This window comes from Mesobacillus campisalis, from assembly GCF_000986785.1.
In the GTDB taxonomy this organism is placed as follows: domain Bacteria; phylum Bacillota; class Bacilli; order Bacillales; family Cytobacillaceae; genus Mesobacillus_B; species Mesobacillus_B campisalis.
On the sequence record NZ_LAYY01000035.1, the window covers coordinates 1 to 18415 of the forward strand.

General features: G+C 46.9%; 14 protein-coding genes. 2 read left to right on the top strand and 12 right to left on the bottom strand.

Going from position 1 to position 18415, the window contains the following annotated elements; genetic code table 11:
- Window positions 1-373 precede the first annotated feature (373 nt).
- Both WQ57_RS20090 and acpS read right to left on the bottom strand, forming a co-directional pair.
- Window positions 374-1387, bottom strand: coding sequence for a LolA family protein (locus WQ57_RS20090; RefSeq protein ID WP_046525583.1), 1014 nt, complete (start codon window positions 1385-1387; stop codon window positions 374-376).
- Window positions 1388-1534: 147 nt separating this feature from the next.
- Entirely contained in the window at window positions 1535-1894 is a 360-nt protein-coding gene (gene acpS / locus WQ57_RS20095) for a holo-ACP synthase (RefSeq protein ID WP_046525560.1), read from the bottom strand.
- A gap of 110 nt (window positions 1895-2004) precedes the next feature.
- Here acpS and WQ57_RS20100 point away from each other — a divergent pair, with 110 nt between their 5' ends.
- A complete protein-coding gene (locus WQ57_RS20100; protein WP_046525561.1) occupies window positions 2005-2589 on the top strand; it encodes a rhomboid family intramembrane serine protease in 585 nt (194 codons plus the stop codon).
- A 22-nt stretch (window positions 2590-2611) separates the two neighbouring features.
- On the opposite strand, the gene WQ57_RS20105 is transcribed toward WQ57_RS20100, so the two are convergent.
- The 8 genes from WQ57_RS20105 to WQ57_RS20140 all read right to left on the bottom strand — a co-directional run bounded on the left by WQ57_RS20105 (window position 2612) and on the right by WQ57_RS20140 (window position 12854).
- Window positions 2612-4087 carry a PH domain-containing protein gene (locus WQ57_RS20105; RefSeq protein ID WP_338151914.1) on the bottom strand — a complete coding sequence of 492 codons (1476 nt, stop codon included), beginning with the start codon at window positions 4085-4087 and terminating at the stop codon, window positions 2612-2614.
- Window positions 4071-4553, bottom strand: coding sequence for a PH domain-containing protein (locus WQ57_RS20110; protein ID WP_046525562.1), 483 nt, complete (start codon window positions 4551-4553; stop codon window positions 4071-4073). The genes WQ57_RS20105 and WQ57_RS20110 overlap by 17 nt, the downstream gene beginning before the upstream one ends.
- A 97-nt stretch (window positions 4554-4650) precedes the next feature.
- Window positions 4651-5613 (bottom strand): UV DNA damage repair endonuclease UvsE, encoded by a 963-nt coding sequence (gene uvsE, locus WQ57_RS20115; protein ID WP_046525563.1) that lies wholly within the window; start codon window positions 5611-5613, stop codon window positions 4651-4653.
- Between the two features lie 88 nt (window positions 5614-5701).
- The gene (gene cshA, locus WQ57_RS20120) at window positions 5702-7150 is read right to left on the bottom strand and encodes a degradosome RNA helicase CshA (RefSeq protein ID WP_046525564.1); all 1449 of its coding nucleotides are present in this window, start codon (window positions 7148-7150) and stop codon (window positions 5702-5704) included.
- A gap of 478 nt (window positions 7151-7628) precedes the next feature.
- On the bottom strand, window positions 7629-9005 hold the full coding sequence (locus WQ57_RS20125) for a UDP-N-acetylmuramoyl-tripeptide--D-alanyl-D-alanine ligase (RefSeq protein ID WP_046525565.1): 1377 nt from the start codon (window positions 9003-9005) through the stop codon (window positions 7629-7631).
- A gap of 29 nt (window positions 9006-9034) precedes the next feature.
- Complete coding sequence (locus tag WQ57_RS20130) at window positions 9035-10102, bottom strand: D-alanine--D-alanine ligase (protein WP_046525566.1); 1068 nt, start codon at window positions 10100-10102, stop codon at window positions 9035-9037.
- Between the two features lie 233 nt (window positions 10103-10335).
- Entirely contained in the window at window positions 10336-11106 is a 771-nt protein-coding gene (locus tag WQ57_RS20135; protein WP_046525567.1) for a hypothetical protein, read from the bottom strand.
- A 509-nt stretch (window positions 11107-11615) separates the two neighbouring features.
- A complete protein-coding gene (locus WQ57_RS20140; RefSeq protein WP_046525568.1) occupies window positions 11616-12854 on the bottom strand; it encodes an ATP-binding protein in 1239 nt (412 codons plus the stop codon).
- A gap of 356 nt (window positions 12855-13210) precedes the next feature.
- Between WQ57_RS20140 and WQ57_RS20145 the strand changes: the two genes are divergently transcribed.
- Window positions 13211-14689: a SulP family inorganic anion transporter gene (locus WQ57_RS20145; RefSeq protein WP_046525569.1), complete on the top strand. Its 1479-nt coding sequence runs from the start codon at window positions 13211-13213 to the stop codon at window positions 14687-14689.
- 50 nt (window positions 14690-14739) lie between these two features.
- On the opposite strand, the gene glmS is transcribed toward WQ57_RS20145, so the two are convergent.
- Together glmS and glmM are read right to left on the bottom strand one after the other, a co-directional pair.
- Window positions 14740-16542: a glutamine--fructose-6-phosphate transaminase (isomerizing) gene (glmS, locus tag WQ57_RS20150; protein ID WP_046525570.1), complete on the bottom strand. Its 1803-nt coding sequence runs from the start codon at window positions 16540-16542 to the stop codon at window positions 14740-14742.
- A gap of 493 nt (window positions 16543-17035) precedes the next feature.
- The gene (gene glmM, locus WQ57_RS20155) at window positions 17036-18394 is read right to left on the bottom strand and encodes a phosphoglucosamine mutase (RefSeq protein ID WP_046525571.1); all 1359 of its coding nucleotides are present in this window, start codon (window positions 18392-18394) and stop codon (window positions 17036-17038) included.
- Between the last annotated feature and the right edge of the window lie 21 nt (window positions 18395-18415).

An 18415-nucleotide genomic window follows, 5' to 3' on the forward strand; every position in this document is an offset into this window, starting at 1 on the left:
ACTACTCTCAGTACCCAGTTTTCCACCGAACCCTTCAAAAAGGGCTCTGACAGCTACTCTCAGTGCCCGGTTTTCCGCCCAACCCTTCAAAAAGGGATCTGACGACTACTCTCAGTGCCCAATTTTCCGCCCAACCCTTCAAAAATGGCTCTGATAACTGCTCTCAGGACCCGTTTTCCCTCCGAACTCCTCAAAAAAGGTTCTGACAACCACACTCAGGACCCGTTTTCACGCCCAGCCCTTCAAAAATGGCTCTGATAGAACCTAGAATCCCACCGCCCCTGTCCCAAGCATCGCCCCTAAAAGCACTTAGGCAGCATTCCCGCTATAAAAAAAGCAGGCCCTCGCATGGGAGCCTGCTCCTGAGCATATGCTATTTCTCTGCATCTCCCTGGACGGACCTTGCCACCATTACCATTTCTTCTGGTGTGAGATCCGAGGAAGCGAGCATATAATCCACTCCTTGGTAAGTCCAGTGGAGGCTGTTGTCAGACTGCGCTCCAACTGTGAATCCTAAGTCAACCGGGTGTCCGTTCATGGATACCGGATACGTTCCATCTTCCATCACTTCAGCTTTTTCCTGGACGAGGGTGAATGATTTATCACCGCCGTAGGTCAGTACGATGCGGTTGCTCTTTTCGCTCTCCAATTGCCTCTCGTCTTGCAGGGTCACGCCCGGGATCTCTGCCATTGGGTATTTAACGGTAAACGAGTTATCCTGCACATCCGCCATCACTGGGACCTCCAGCTGGGAAGCAGTCATGTTCTTTTTCATATCAAATGCATCTTTATCAAACTCTGCGTCAAGCTTTACATCCGAGAACTCCACGATGACAAGCGAGTTCCTGTCTGTATCCATGACATTCACGCTGACCGGGGCCAAGTTCTTCTTGTCCAGCTTGATTTCCTGCAGCGGGAGCATTTGGCTGTTCTGATAGCGCGTCTTTGTCTCGAACACAAAGTGCTCTTTCGTTTCCGTGAACTTTGCTTCCTTATCCTCGAGGATATCCTTGATCAGGGACTCATATAAATAGGCTTGGCTGCTGTTCTCCGGCCAGCTGCTTTGGAAGCGGAAGCTCTTGTTCAATGCAGGAGTCAGGACAAATACACCCTCGTCATTTCTCAGGATCATCTGGCTCTGGTCTTTCTGGGCGTTCTTCAGGTTTACCCGATAGTAGGAAGGATTCTTGTGCCAGATTTCAACTTCATACACCTGTGGATCCGAACCCATCTGCAAGGTCATTTTCGCTTTGGCTTTATAGCTTTTCAGCTCTGTCATCGTTTCATTTAAATCCTTGACGACAGACTCCTGCGATTTCGCCCCGCATGCAGCCAAAGCAAATATAACCATCAGCCCGGCGAGAAGCAGCATAAACCTTTTCTTCATTCCTTCAACCCCTTTTAGTCTTAGTTCAACATGAAAGGGAAAGAAAAGACAGTCCAGCATATTCCCGCCGCCTGGTCTTGTCTCCCCTGTTGCACTATGAATATATGAGACAACCTTGGGGTTTATGACCGGGCTTTTTGACAAGCTTTAATTATTTGCTTCTTCAATGACCACCTGGGCCGCTGCATATTCGGAACTGTGGGTGATTGACAGGTGGACGCCTTCGGAGAATGGTTTTAGAATGAGCGGCTGCCCGAGGGGACTGGTGCCAATCTCAATATCCTGAAAGGAAAGCTCTTTCCCAATTCCGGTTCCAGCCGCTTTGGAGAAGGCCTCCTTTGCAGCAAAGCGCCCCGCCAGAAACTCGGCTTTCCTCCTCCCGGCAAGTGTATTAAATACCCGTCTTTCTTCCTCTGTCAGAATCCGTTCCGCAAAGCGCTTCTGCTTCTCAAGCATGGCCGCTATCCGGCTGATTTCCACAATATCCATCCCAATTCCCGCGATCATTTGCCAAGCCCCCTTCTAATTTTCCATTGTGACAATAAAATAGGTAAAACAGTAGTTTTCCCGCCCTGTTATGGCTATTCTTAATATATGAATGTTCCAGGAGGTTTTACATGTTTACAAGAACCGAAAGCTTTCGTGAATTTATCCTGTTCTACCCGGTAATTTCGCTAATTATCCTGATCCACCTGCTAGTATTCTTGGCTACTTCCCTGCCTATCCTTCCAGGGAACGAGATTTTTTCCCTGCTTGCAGGTGTCAATCTTTATATTATGGAGGGAGAAATCTGGCGGCTGGCAACCCCTATATTTGTCCACTCCGGTTTTGCCCATCTATTATTCAACAGTTTTTCACTAGTGCTGTTTGGGCCGGCACTCGAAAGGATGCTTGGAAAACCAAGGTTCCTGGCGGTGTATCTGATTTCAGGAATAGCGGCCAATGTTGCCACCCTCCTGCTTGAGCCCCCGGCTTATGTACACGTAGGTTCAAGCGGTGCCATCTTTGGTCTGTTCGGCTTTTATATCTCAATGGCCATGTACCAGAAACATATGCTCTCCAGGGAGGGCTCGCAGACCATCTTGACCATCGCCGCAATCAGTGTCGTGATGACATTCATCCAGCCAAACATCAACATCACGGCCCATATTTTCGGGCTGATTGCCGGCTTCCTGATTGGAAGGCTGCTCTTCAAAAAGTAAAAGCGCCCCCTGCGGCGCTTTTTTATTCCCGGCCAGCCAGTTCCACATTGGCAGGAGAACCTTGTTCACGGGAATACCATCGAAAAATCCTCTCCATATCTCCGCATTCAAGATCGGCCACCTTTCCTCCCGAGCCACTATGCCCGGATTTCACGACAACCTCAATGGTAGCTAATTGCTTTTTACGCTGAAAATGGCTCTGTTTTACGCTGATGGATTGCACTTTTTCTTTTTTCATAATCACTGTGTTTTTTCCGATTGTGCGAAACCTTAATGCAAGGTACCCGCCATGAAGTCCCCATCCGGCTGCCCTGAATTCCAGCCATGCCCATAGGAAAGAGGCAGCCAGAAGCAGCAAGCCAATCCAGCTCCAAGGCCTGAAAAAGATGACGAAAAAAACGGCAAGAGGCAAAGTCATGATGGAACTTCTAAACAGGTATCTTCGAAACGCCCGTTTAGGTGCGGGTGCCAGCGACCATTCAAACTCGCACTCCTTGAGGTAGGGTCCCAGCAGCTTCGGTACCCTGCCCTTTTTTATGATCGGAAGGACAATCACCTTGGCACTTTCCTCATTGACCGCAGAGCCTCCGGCACTCTCGAGGAAGACCGAGGCCAGTCCGAATGGCTGACGAAGAGGGTTTTCGCTGATTCTGACCGCCTGAATCCGGTTTAGCGGAATCGTAAATTGCCGCTTTTCCAGGAGACCTCTTGTAATAATAAAATCATTTTCCACTTTTTTTAAAGTGAAGTTGGCGTATTTCAGCATGGTACTCAAGACAGAAATCACCCAGACTAGTAAAAAACCGAGGAATATGACTCCAGTGATTATAATCAGGCCCAATGAGGCAAAGTCCTCGAGCCCTTTGAACACCGTTTCATACGGAATGAACTCTTCAAACTGAAAAACAAAGGCAAAAACAGCCGAAATGACGACCCCTACGCCTCCGGAGGTGGAAGCAAGCAGCAAGAGTTCACGCAGCGTAATTCGATAAAGAATCGTTTCTGCTTCTGCCTCTGCTTCCTCACTGGCCGATAGCCGGCCCTTCTTGACGGAGACGAGCATTTCATGGATAAAAGCAGCATCTTCTTTGGTGACTGCCGCCAGGACAGCTTCCGCATCCTCCGAGCCTGCTCCTCCTGCTGTTTCGACTTTAATTTTGACCAGCCCTAACGGACGTTGCAAAAGTCCTTCGGAAATATCGAGGCTTTGGATCCTTTCAAAGGGAATATATCTCTTCCTGCGAATAAAAATGCCATGTTCGATTCGCAGCTCTCTATTTTCAATTCTATAGGTAAACCGGTACCATGTCAGGATGCCAAAGCCGATCACAATAATCAGTGTTCCGGCCGAAGCAGCAAGATAAAAAAGGCTTCCGCTTCCCCTGCTTCCAAACACTACAAAAAGAAGTAAAGGGATCAGCAATTCCTTTAACTGGCGCAAGGCATGAATGAGTGCAGCGACAGGATGCAATCTTTTCGCCTCAGACATCATCTTCATCTGCCACCCTTGCCAGTTTCGATATCGAAAGGCGCAGTTCCTCCGCTTCATCAAGCTCGAGGGCCGGTATTTCATGTACCGTAGCCGCTGTCGAAATCGTGATGGTAGCCAATCCATATTTTCTCAGGATCGGCCCTTGCCGCGTATCAACATGCTGCACCCTTATCATCGGCACAAGCGTTCTTTTAATAATGAATACTCCCCTCTGCAGCTCGATTTCCTGCTCCCTGACCTCATAGCGCCATCGTTTCCAGCGCAGGCGCGGCATCAGGAGGATAAAAAAATAGCTGTGGAGGGCACAAATAGCCAGCACAGAGCCTGCCAGCCACCAGGGCCAGTCAAACAACCAGGCAATCGCCACTAATCCTGCTCCAAAAAGCCAAACAATCAAGGAATGGATACCTCCGGAAATTTGCCACACTGTCAACGCCCGTTCCGATATCCGTGTTTGAGGCTCCAGAATCATAAAAAGATCCTCCCGTTTTCCATTTAACATATCTTTACTAGTATACAATATGTACTTTGGCGGATGGACATTTTTTGGGCAGGTCTCCAATACTTTCCTATATCCTGAAGGACGCCTGGTCGATCTGCTCGATTTCCCCGGTTTCCTTCAGGTTATCCATCAGCCTGAAAAGGGCCTCATCCTTCCTTTTTGCTTCAATCATGCAGTGAATCTCGGGGATGCTGCCATGTATCTTATGCAAAAAGTCGAGGAACATCTGCGGGTCGATATGGTCAGCATGCGCCCGAAACTCTTTCTCCGACCTTGGGCTTGAAATATGCATTTTCACTGGAAGTGAAGAATCAGCCCAAGTTCCGACAATCCGCTCCCATTCTGTTTCCCATTCTTCTTTTTCAAAATTAGCCAAGTGATGGTGATAATCAAACACCAGGGGAATGCCAATTTTTTCACACAAATACAGAGTGTCGTTCAGGGTAAAGGTTGTATCGTCGTTTTCCAGCATCACCATCGATTGGAGAACTTGCGGAATCAGGGCCCAATTATGGATAAACTGTTCAAGGGCCTTCTCTTTATCCTCGTAAGCCCCGCCGACATGGAGGACACAGCGGTGCCGCGGGTCAACCCCCATCCCCTTTAAAAGAGCATGGTGCATCGCCAGGGTTTTGATCGAATTATTAAGAATCTCCTTTTTGGTTGTATTCAGCAGCACAAAATGGTCCGGATGAAAGTCAATCCGCATCGGATTTTCCTGGAGATACTCTTCAATCGCCTTTAGCGGTTTGGACAGGGCACGCATATACCTCCAGTCGCCAAGCTCTTCATGGTTCGCCAGCGGAATCAGGCGCGAACTAAGGCGGAAGAATGCAATGTCATTGGCTTTATTGTGTTTAAGCAGCCTTAGGCAGTTTTCCAGATTGGATACGGCTATCCGCTCCAGCTTGCTGATAGCGGCTTCCCTGTCTTTTATGCCCATAAATTGTTTATATGTCATCGTCTGTGAAGGCGAACAGTTTTGCAGCTCGACACTCATTGCCACATAGCCAAGTCTCACAATGGTCATGGGAATCCCCCTTTTATTCTTTAGTATGGCTTTTTTTAAAGAATAATAAAGAAGGGAGCATCAACTGATGCTCCCTTCAAATGCTTGTTTATCTTGGCGTGCGGCTTGGCTTTCCGCCTGTTCTTTTCGCTGCCGTACGCGGCTTGTAGTTTTTATTGCGGTTGTAGTCCTGGCCTCTTCTTCGGTCCTGCGGCTTTTTGTCGCGGTCCCTGCGCATTGGAAGCGGCTTTTCCTCCGTCAGTCTTACTGGAGTGTTATCCGGTTCTTTTGTCAGCATCTTCAGCACAGATGCAACCACTGTAGCCGGATCGTGATCACTCAGCAATTCTTCAGCAGCCTGGCGATAGTATTGCAGGTTGTTCGACTCGATGGTTTGAACAATCTTGTCAACTACGGCTCTTTGCTGGCCTTCAAGGGCTTGGTCAAGAGTTGGAGCCTTCATGCGCTCCATCTTTCTTTTCGTTGTTCTTTCCACAACAGACAGGTAGGATTTTTCTCTTGGCGTCACAAATGTCATGGCCATTCCTGTCTTGCCTGCACGGCCTGTTCGGCCGATACGGTGCACATAGCTTTCAGGGTCCTGCGGGATGTCGAAGTTATATACATGGGTAACCCCGGAAATATCCAGGCCGCGTGCTGCTACATCCGTAGCAACAAGAACATCGATCGAGCCCTCTTTAAATTTGCGGAGCACAGACATCCGTTTCGCCTGTGACAGGTCGCCATGGATGCCCTCAGCTGTGTAGCCACGCAAATTCAAGGCTTCAGCCAGTTCATCTACACGTCGCTTTGTACGTCCGAAGACAATGGCTAGCTCAGGGGACTGGATGTCAAGAAGCCTTGTCATGACATCGAATTTGTTCTTCTCCTGAACTTCAACATAAAACTGTTCAATGGACGGCACAGTCATCTCGCGTGCTTTTACACGAATAACTTGGGGGTCCTTCATGAAACGCTCAGCAATTTTCTGGATTGGTCCAGGCATTGTTGCAGAGAACAGAAGTGTCTGGCGTTCTTCCGGAACCTTTGCAAGAATGCTTTCGATGTCTTCAATGAAGCCCATGTTCAGCATTTCGTCCGCTTCATCCAAAATGACAGTCTGGACATTGTCCAGGCGAATCGTCTTCCGGTTAATATGGTCCAGCAGACGTCCAGGTGTCCCGACAATGATATGAGGCCCTTTCTTCAAGGCGCGGATCTGGCGGTTGATATCCTGGCCACCATAGATTGCCAGTACTCCCACTCTTTTTCCGGAACCGATTTTATAAAGTTCCTCTGAAACCTGTACAGCAAGCTCGCGGGTCGGGGCGATGATAATTCCCTGGATGTGGTTCTTTTCTTTTTCAATCTTGTCAATCAGCGGAATTCCGAATGCGGCAGTCTTCCCTGTCCCAGTTTGCGCCTGGCCAATCAGGTCCTTGTTTTGCAGGCTCATTGGGATGGTTTCTGCCTGAATTGGTGTAGCTTCCTCAAAACCCATTTTCTTCAGTGACTTTAATGTTGCGGGGCTTATGCCCAAATCTTCAAACAATGTCAAATTTGTTCATTCTCCTTTTTCTCGTTCTTATATGAATCCTTACTAAGTGGCTGTTTAAGTTTATCGCAATTATTGCCTTCTCTGGTAAAATTGTACGCCATGGAAAGCGCCGGAAAATGGCGCGTGCGAGGAGGATAATGTTCTCCAGGGCACAGTTTATTAGCAGCAAAAAGACATTCTCCATCGTGCGAGCATGTCAATTACAGGATTTTCTTACGTAGACACTTGATGTTTATCTTACCATCTGCTGGTACGGATTGCAATTCTATAACGCGCAGCAGTGGAATCAACATCTCTTTTCCAAAATCCTGAAAAGGCCTAAAACAGCCGGTAAAACATAGCGGTTCTTCTATTTATTCTCTGACAAAAACCGGAAAACCGCAAATATAAAGCATTCATCATTCCCTTAAAATTGTTCCCCATTTTTACGCATTTCACACAACAATACACCTCTGCCCAAAAAAAGCAGAGGTGTTTTTTATCCCTTATTTTGCAGGAAAGAGACTGTTTCTTCCAGTTTCATGCCGCGCGAGGCCTTTACCAGGACAAGGGTTTTTCCAGATGCGAGCTGTTTTAGCTTTTGATTAAGTTCATCTTTATTTTCAAAGGAAAACACTCTGCCTTCTCCAAGAGCCTCCTTGGCGCCAATGCCAATAAAGGCACCAAGGCTGCCAAAAGTCAGCACATAGTCAACCTTCCCTGAATCCAGTTCCGCACCGATTTGCTGATGGAACTCTTTTTCCTGCGGGCCGAGCTCAAGCATGTCCCCAAGCACCAATATTTTCCGGTCATACCCAGGCAAATTTGAGACTAGTTCAATCGCTGCCCTCATGGAAGTCGGGCTTGCATTATAGGCGTCATTGATAATTGATTCGCCGTTCGCGCCTTTTACAAGCTCCATTCTCATATTGGTCAATTTCAACCCGGCAAATCCTTCATTCATCCTGTTAAAGGCAACACCAAAAAATTCAGCTGCCAGCATGGCGGCAAGCCCATTAAGGACATTGTGCGTCCCTAAAACAGGCAAGTGGAATTTCTCTTCGCCTGCATTTGTTGTAAAGGTATTCCCCTCCGGATGCTGGTCGATTTTGGCAGGATAAAGGTCATTACCGGCGTTTCTGCCGAACGTCTTTACACTTCCCGGTCCATCATATGCCGCCAGGCGCTCACGCAGCAACGGCTCATCTCCGTTATAGATGATTCTGCCCCCGTCCTTTAGGCCAAGGATGATTTCCATCTTTGCGTCAGCAATTGCTTCCCGCGAACCGAGATCGAGCAGGTGCGATTCGCCAATATTGGTGATAATGACCGCATCCGGCCTGGCGAGCCTTGTCAAAAATTCAATTTCGCCTTTGGCGCTCATCCCCATTTCCAGGACGGCCATTTCCGTGTCTTCACTAAGGCGCAAAATCGTTAATGGCAGGCCAATATGGTTGTTATAGTTGCCTTCTGTTTTCCTGACACGGTACTTGAGTCCAAGCAGGCTGGCGGCCATATCCTTTGTCGTTGTCTTTCCATTGCTCCCGGTAATCCCGAGCACTTTCACATTGAGCTCATTCCGGTAGCTTCTGGCCAGTTCCTGAAGGGCGGTCAATGTATCGTCAACCAGTATAAGCGGCAAATGGCTTGGCGGATTGGGAACATCTTTCTGCCAGAAAGCTGCGGCTGCACCTCGTTTGATGGCATCCTCCACGAACCGGTGGCCATCCGCATTTTCTCCTTTGAAAGGGACAAAAAGATTCCCCGCCTCTATTTTGCGGGAATCAATGGAAACCCCATTTATCATTACATCACCAAATTTTTCTGCATCTGCCTGAATCATTTCGGCAATTTTGTTAAGCGGCTTTTGAATCACGGCATTATCCTCCTGCAATAACTTCTATCCTAAAAAGTGTATTTTATTTTTTGCTTCTCCTCATGGCGCTCTATTCCAAGCTGGACAAGCCTTTCAATCAGCTGGGGATATTCCAGTCCTGTATGCTTCCACAAAAGCGGGAACATGCTGAACGGAGTGAATCCAGGCATGGTATTAACTTCATTGATAAGCAGGTCTCCTTCTTTCGTGAGGAAGAAATCCGCCCGTACCAGGCCGGAACAGTCAAGTGCCTTATATGCCCTGATGGCCTGCGTCTTTAGTGCTTCATATTGGCTGTCTGTAATATCAGCAGGGATGATGAGGGCTGTGTCGCCATCTTCATATTTTGCTTTGTAATCATAAAAGTCTTTTTTGGGTACAATTTCACCCGCAACAGAGCACTCTGCTTCATCGTTGCCCAAGACGCCAATTTCAATTTCCCTTGCAGTTACCCCTTGCTCCACAATCACTTTCCGGTCAAATTGAAACGCTTCTTCAAATGCCTGCCGAAGCTCTTCACGGTTGGCCGCCTTTGAGATGCCAACGCTTGAACCCAGATTGGCAGGCTTTACAAAGCAAGGGTAGCCAAGCTTTTCCTCAACTTGTATAAAAGCCGTTTCCCTGTCCTTTTCCCACTCGCCGCGGATAAAGGAAACATAGGCTACCTGGTTAAGCCCGGCCTGTGCAAAAATATTTTTCATGGCCACTTTATCCATGCCTGCCGCAGAAGCCAACACCCCATTCCCAACATAAGGAAGGTTCAGCAATTCAAGCATACCCTGCACGGTTCCATCCTCGCCATTTGGTCCATGAAGCAGCGGGAAGATGACATCAAGGCTGGCCTCTTCGGATTGGAAAACCGCAGGATTAAAACCAGGCGAAGGGAGGGCAGCCTGGGAGAATTCCAGCGCCTTGACACTTTCGGCCGGAGCATCCAGCCGAGGGCCCTTTACCCACTCCCCATTATCTGTTATGTAAATTGGATGGATTTCAAACTTGTCATAATTGATTGCTCTCGTCACTGCAAGGGCCGTTTGCATCGATACCTTATGTTCAGCTGATTTGCCGCCATACAGCAGCCCGATTTTTGTTTTCATAGTCAGGAAACCTCCATTTATCTCGATCACTTTTTTTATTTTAACACTATCTTTATGAAGATAGGGAGACATTCTCTTTACATTCGGCAAGCCCCAGGCTTACTATTTCCTCTTTTTAATGTATGAAACCTCATGCTTGAACTAAACCTGTTATACAGGAATAAATCATCATCCCCGCACAATTTTAAAAAACAGGATAAGAACGCCCTGGCAATCCTGCCAGGGCGTTCTTTCTAGAGCAAACTCCATTCTCTCTGCTTTTTGTCAAAGACTAGTCTTCCGTCCGGAGAGCCGTTTCCTGCCTGTGAGAATTCTTCATACATCTCGTCCATATTCGAAAAATCCCCGATGATCCAGATTGGAACTTCAAGCCGGTTGCGATTCTGCTCTACATTATGAATCGAAAAAACGGCCCCTTCCTTGAAAGCAGGGTTCAGCGATTTTAAAATCTCTCTGCTGATGGATGGATACACCCGCTTTTTGCGTATTCCCAGAAGGTTCTTCTCAGGTTTACGCGTGGCGATTTTCTCCGGAATGACATTCCCAAGCATGCGAAAAAAATCATTAAGATTGCGATAGTAAACCTTATTGAACCAGCCATCATCATGGGCCAGATAGGCAAACCGGTTGCCAAGCTGGTTATAAAACGGAAGCTTCAAATGATGTTTCGTGTGGCCTAAGTACAGGATCTCGGCAATTTCGTGTGGTGCCATGACATTGAGCCCCTCGACTTCTTCAAAATCCATCCAGCAAAAATCACCGTATCCCGCTACATTTTCAGCCACAAGCTTTGCGACTCTGTCTTCCGGGACATAATGCAGCAGCGTGTGACGGTTAAAATCTCCATCATCGTATTGATGCTTCAAGAGCAACAGGTTATGGATTGAATCCGGCAGGGAGCGCGCAAATTCAAAAAACTCTATTCCGCACGATAACACATACTGATCACGGTCGTTTAGATGGACATACAAAAGATCCCGGTTATATGAATGGTGCCTCTTCAAGCTGATTCCCCCTGACGTTATTACAATTCCCTAATCACCATATTTAAATTGAATGATACTTTTCATTTTACTACAAGATGAAGAGAAACGCTTCAGATGTATACTCAACTAAATAGGAAGATGGAACTACCATTCTTTTTGTAAGGATATTCCTTTTTTGCTAGCATGATATTGTAAAGAATCCGCTCCATAAAAATTATATGTTCTCACCAACAAAAACAGCTCCGTCGGAAGAAAGGAGCTGTTTTTTATCAGGAAAAATTATCAATAAAGAACAGAACAATGAAAATAATGAAGGCATAGAAGCTTAGATGCAAGAGAATTGTTGCTATAAAATCCTTTAATTTCTCCAATGTAAAAGTTTGATTCCTTCTGACTCTCGCTCTCATCGGCTTCCTCCTTATAAAATTTTACAGTTCACCCAATATTTTCTCCTTTTTATTATACCATAGGCATGCCATCCGACGGAGCATCCAAAGCGTTTCATGTGGAACATTTTTATGCAGGCATCAAGCAGCCGAGGGAATCATCAATGTAAAGGTCGTCCCTTTTCCCACTTCACTGTCGATAAGGATTTTCCCTTTCATTCGGTAAATGATTTCATAGCAAATCATCAACCCAAGCCCCGTCCCTTTTTCCTTTGTTGAATAATAGGGGCTTCCCAGCTTTGCCAGCTGTTTTTTTGTCATTCCAATTCCTTCATCCTGAATGCGGACGTGGATGTACTCCCCTTCATTTCCCGCTTTTATATAAAATTTGCCTCCGTCAGGCATGGCTTCAATTCCATTTTTCATCAAGTTAATAATAACTTGCCTTACTTCATGGGGGTCTGCTTTAATCTTTAAGCCTTCTTCTACCTGTTCGATAATCTCTATGTTGGAATAATGGGAATAAGGCTTCATAAACTCGGTAATCTCCCTAAGAAGCAAAGTCAAGTCAATTTCATTTTCCTGATGGACAGCCGGCCTGGCCAGAGAAAGGAAATTATTAATGATGGTTTGGGTACGCTCCAGCTCCTGAAGGGAGATATTAATATACATCATTTGGTTATCTGTAAGGTTTTTCTCTCCCAGCAATACTTGCATAAAGCCTTTAATTGTTGTGATCGGATTCCGGACTTCATGGGCCACGGAAGCCGCGAGCTGGCTGATGGCGGAAAGTTTCTCTGCTTTATGGAGCTCCATGACAGTCTTCCGCTGAAAGTCCGTCATTTCAATCATATATATGGTGATCCCGAGAGCCATAAAGGAAACGAAGGCGAACACAAGCAAATGAGGCAGATAGGTGGCATCTCCACCTTTCACCAATATGACAGCCCTGGTCAACGTAATTAAAAAGTAAATCGAAAATGCCATCAGCACCTTTTTATTGATGGACGATTCTTTATACTGCCGGTTCATCAGATAAAAAATGGCGACCACAATGGAATAGTTAAGGATGGTAACCACGATTGGGTCAGTGCTGAACAATGCACTATGCAGTGTAAGGAAAACAATCAGCGCAAGGGCCGCCGCGGGCCCAATATAGAAATAGCCAATAAATACCGGCAGGAACTTAAGGTCATATTCGAAACCGCCAGTAAACCGGACCGGAAAGGATGCAGTAAGCAATAATGTGATGAATACAGAAGCAACAAAAACAGGCTTTGGCCTGATATGAAGCTTTTGCATATAAAGAAAATTATAAATCAACCCCAAAAAAAGGATGACAGAAAAATGCAACAGTAAATCCTTTACAAAGTTCACCATTGTTCTACCCTCTCCTACTCTCCTCGCTAGAGATCTGTCAGGTTATCTTGATACATGCCGGTTCTTGTCTATATTTTGCTCTCTTCTTTCTATTTTAGCTAGGTTATCAGTAAAAGTTAACAAATTATTCAAATTATTCATGATTCCCTTTTTCTCCCATACCCTTTTCTGCAATTCCTCCGGCTCCACAGATAATCCAAGCAAAGGAAAGCATTCTGGGCAAAAATCCTTTTGTCTCCGCTTTCATGGATATTTCACAAATCTGCCAAAATCATTTATACTCAAGCTTGTTCACAACGGCCCCGACTTTCATGAGAGTTGAAAGTCACAAAAACACTAGGGAAAAGAGGTACTATATGAATCTGGATAAAATTAAATATGAATGGTTTGGCAATATAAGAGGGGACATCCTTGCTGGACTGGTTGTCGCGATGGCGTTGATTCCTGAAGCGATCGCCTTCTCGATCATCGCGGGCGTGGACCCGATGATCGGCCTTTATGCTTCCTTCTGTATTGCCGTGGTAATTGCCTTTGTCGGGGGACGGCCAGGGATGATTTCTGCTGCCACCGGAGCTACCGCCCTCCTGATGACCACCCTTGTCGCACAGCATGGGCTGCAGTACTTGCTCGCCGCAACCATCCTTACCGGGATTCTACAAATTATCATGGGTGCTCTTAAGCTTGGGCGCCTGATGAAGTTCGTGCCGAATTCCGTAATGGTTGGTTTCGTTAATGCATTGGCGATTCTTATTTTCACCTCCCAGCTGCCGCACTTTGCCGGCGAATCATGGGCCATGTATATGATGGTTGCGGGAGCATTGGCGATTATTTATATCTTGCCGCGCTTTACAAAGGCTGTTCCCTCCCCTCTGGTCGCCATAGTGGTGATTACCGCTATTGCCATCATGACCGGAAGCGGGGTAAGGACAATAGGAGATATGGGAGAGTTGACCCAGACATTGCCTGCCTTCCTGATTCCCGATATCCCGTTGACATTTGAAACTCTTAAAATTATCTTTCCTTACTCTCTGTCCATCGCGATCGTCGGTTTGGTGGAATCACTGCTGACTGCATCGATTGTCGATGACATGACCGATACAAAGAGTGACAAAAACAAAGAGGCGCGAGGACAAGGGATTGCCAATATGGTATCAGGTTTCTTTGGCGGAATGGCAGGCTGTGCAATGATTGGCCAGTCAGTAATCAACGTCAAGTCAGGCGGACGAGGAAGGCTTTCTGCATTGACAGCTGGTGTATTCCTAATGGTATTGATTCTTCTATTAAATAATTTCCTTGTTCAAATTCCAATGGCGGCCTTGGTTGGTGTCATGATCATGGTTTCTATCGGAACATTCGATTGGTCCTATTTAAGAAGACTTCACAAGGTTCCTGTTACAGACACGATTGTCATGCTGGCTACAGTGGCTACCGTTCTGGCAACACATGACCTTTCAAAGGGTGTTTTAGTCGGCATCATCTTGAGTGCAATTTTCTTTGCTGCCAAGATTTCCAAAGTAAAAGTGGCCACTGTGGCCTCAGGCCAACCGGCCAAAAAGGTCTACGGTGTAACAGGACAATTATTCTTCGCTTCTGTTACAGATTTCCTCGAGAGCTTTAATTACAGCGAGCCTGTAAAAGAAGTGACCCTGGATTTAACGTACGCCCATCTTTGGGATGACTCGGCCGTTAACGCCATTGATAAAGTGGTGATGAAATACCATCAAAATGGAGTAAATGTCAACCTGATAGGATTGAACAAAGATAGCAGCACTCTGGTTGAAAAGCTTTCTGTACACAACAAGCCAGGCGCTCTTGGTAAGGCTGTGGGGCATTAATAGCAAAAACCCCTGACGGGTCACCGTCAGGGGTTTTTCTATTTATTCCCTTACTCAACCGTTACGCTTTTCGCCAGGTTTCTTGGCTTGTCGACGTCACAGTCGCGGTGCAGCGCCGCATAGTAGGAAATCAGCTGCATTGGTATAACAGAGATAAGAGGTGTTAATAAACTATTCACTTCCGGAATGACGAAGCGGTCTCCGTCCATTTCCAGGCCTTCCATTGATATGATGCATGGGTTGGCACCACGTGCCGCTACTTCCTTGACGTTCCCGCGGATGCTCAGATTGACGAAGTCCTGTGTCGCAATGGCAATGACTGGTGTACCTTCTTCAATCAGTGCGATCGTACCATGCTTCAGTTCGCCGCCTGCAAATCCTTCGGCCTGGATGTAGGAAATCTCTTTCAGCTTCAAGGCACCTTCAAGACCTACATAAAAATCGATGCCCCGGCCGATAAAGAAGCAATTTCGTGTTACTGCCAGGTACTCTCGGGCAATGCTTTCGAAATCTTCCTTGGCATCACAGAGGACTTCCATCGCGTTGGCCACAATTCCAAGTTCCTGGACAAGGTCAAATTCGGCGTTAATGCCGCGGCTCTTTGCCGTTACATCAGCAAGGATTGCAAGGACCGCCAACTGGGCTGTATATGCCTTCGTGGAGGCAACAGCAATTTCAGGACCGGCATGGAGAAGCAAGGTGTAATCAGCCTCACGGGATAAGGTGGATCCGGCCACATTTGTGATGGTCAGAGCCTTATGTCCCATTTCCTTTACCTGTACAAGCACTTGGCGGCTGTCAGCTGTTTCACCGCTTTGGGAGATGAAAACAAACAGCGGCTTTTGTGATAGCAGTGGCATGTTATAGCCAAACTCACTGGAAATGTGAACCTCTACCGGGATTTCGGCAAGTTTTTCGATAAACTGCTTGCCAACCAGGCCGGCATGGTAGGAGGTGCCAGCAGCAATAATGTAGATGCGGTCGGCATTGTTCATTGCTTTGACTATGTCTGAATCCACTTCCAGCGCACCGTTTTCATCCTGGTAGTTCTGGACGATTTTCCGCATCACCAGCGGCTGCTCATCAATTTCCTTCAGCATATAGTGAGGGTAGGTTCCCTTTTCAATATCGCTGGCATCCAGTTCGGCAGTGTAAGGTTCGCGGCTGATGACCTCTCCATTCAGGTTCTGGATGGTTACTTCGTCTTTTTTTACGATTACCATCTCTTTGTCCATTAGCTCCACATACTTGTCCGTAACTTGAAGCATGGCCATGGCATCACTGGCCACCACATTGAAGCCAAAGCCAAGACCGACAAGGAGAGGGCTCTTGTTTTTAGCAACATAGATGGTTTCTTTATCTTGTTCATCAATAAGGGCAAGCGCATAGGAACCATGCAAAAGTGTCAGCGTCTTGCGGAACGCTTCTTCCACGCCAAGACCATCGTTTACGAACAGTTCTACCAACTGGACGATGACTTCAGTGTCTGTTTCACTTTTCAATGGTACATTCTGCAGATACTCGCGCTTTAGGATATCGTAATTTTCGATAACACCGTTATGAACAAGCGTGAACCTTCCTGAGTTGCTTTGGTGCGGATGGGAATTTGTCTTGCTGGGAGCTCCGTGGGTCGCCCAGCGTGTATGCCCGATTCCAGTGTTGGCTTCTACACTTCCATCCACTACCGACCTTAGGTCGGCAATGCGGCCCTTTTCCTTGAACACGTGTACGCCCTGCTCGTTGGCAACAGCAATTCCCGCAGAATCATATCCGCGGTATTCAAGCTTTTCCAAGCCTTTTAGTAAAATTTCTTTTGAATCATTAAAACCAATATATCCAACAATACCACACATAATTTCTGTTCCTCCCTGGTAAGGGGGCAAGGAACCCGGGGGCTGCCTGCCCCCTTATCTCTGAATGATTAAATTTTTTATATAATTTTAGCATTCCCTTCTCTTTGTCCATTAAGTTACCCCAATGTTTTAAAGAAGAGATTGCGGCTGTGCTCTTCAGCCGGGAGGCATCCGCCGAACATTCGATAAACCTCCACCCTCGTCAACTAATCCACCGTCCGGATTAGTCCAGGCGCTTTTGTATTGCTTGCTTGTTTGTCTGCCCACCTTTCTGCTAGAGGATCTGTTTTTGCCTTTTTACAAAAACAGGATTATCATACATGACATTCTCTTATCCGTCAACATAAAATTGCTAATGCCCTTCTCTGCCATTCCCCTCAAAGCATAAGAGTAATCCTCTTACACTAAATAAATATGCATCAGGGAACAAAAGTGTTCCCTGATGCATGGAAAGGCTATCGGTACACCTTGACGGCTAACCGGACTTTGCCGATTAATTTCCCTCTTCCTGCAAGCCCATTTCCTGTTCTACAACTGTGGCAATCCGGTCGACATATTCCTGGCAAAGCTCGGCAGTTGGTGCCTCGGCCATCACCCGCACCAATGGCTCCGTTCCCGAAGGCCTTACGAGAATGCGGCCATTGCCGCTCATTTCCTCTTCTACCTTTTGGATGACTTCTTTAACCGTTTCATTGTCGGTTACATGGTGCTTGTCCGTTACTCTGACGTTCTTAAGCACCTGTGGATACTTTTTCATCTCGCCAGCAAGCTCCGACAAGCGCTTTTCGGTCGCTTTCATAATATTGACAAGCTGCAAGCCCGTCAGCAGCCCGTCACCTGTCGTATTGTAGTCAAGGAAGATAATATGTCCTGACTGTTCGCCGCCAAGATTATACCCATTCTTCTTCATTTCTTCCACTACATAACGGTCACCGACAGCGGTAGGAATGCTCTTGATCCCCTTGGCCTCCAGGGCTTTGTAAAAGCCAAGGTTGCTCATCACCGTGGAAACGACTGTGTTCTGTTTCAGCCTGTTCTTTTCATTTAAATACTTGGCGCAGATGTACATGATCTGGTCGCCATCCACTATTTCCCCATTTTCATCAACCGCAATCAGGCGGTCTCCATCTCCGTCAAATGCAAGACCTACATCTGCACCTTTCTCTTTTACATAGGCAGCAAGCGCCTCCGGATGAGTGGATCCGACGCCCTCATTGATATTGAGCCCGTTTGGAGATGCTCCCATCGTGGAAATGTCTGCATCCAAATCAGCAAACAAGTGCATGGCCAAAGAAGAAGTTGCTCCGTGTGCACAATCCAGTGCGACATGAATGCCGGAAAAATCTTCATCGACACTCTGCTTAAGGTATTGCAGATATTTCTGGCCGCCTTCAAAGTAATCATTCACCTGTCCTAGTGCTGCTCCCACCGGACGCGGAAGCTGGTCGTCCTCCATGTCAATAATCCGCTCGATTTCAAGTTCCTGCTCGTCGGACAGCTTAAAGCCATCCGGACCGAAAAATTTAATGCCATTATCAGCCACAGGGTTGTGGGAAGCGGAGATCATTACTCCAGCCTGAGCCCCAAGAGCCTTTGTCAGATAGGATACGCCAGGCGTTGAGATTACGCCGAGGCGCATGACTTCAGCCCCGATTGACAGAAGGCCGGCCACAAGCGCACCCTCGAGCATATGTCCCGAAATCCGTGTGTCACGTCCAATCAGTACCTTTGGCCGCTCCTGATCCTTTGTCAGTACATAACCTCCAAACCGGCCAAGCTTAAATGCCAATTCTGGAGTTAATTCACTATTTGCCACTCCGCGTACTCCATCAGTACCGAAATATTTACCCATTTGATCAATCGCTCCTTGTAT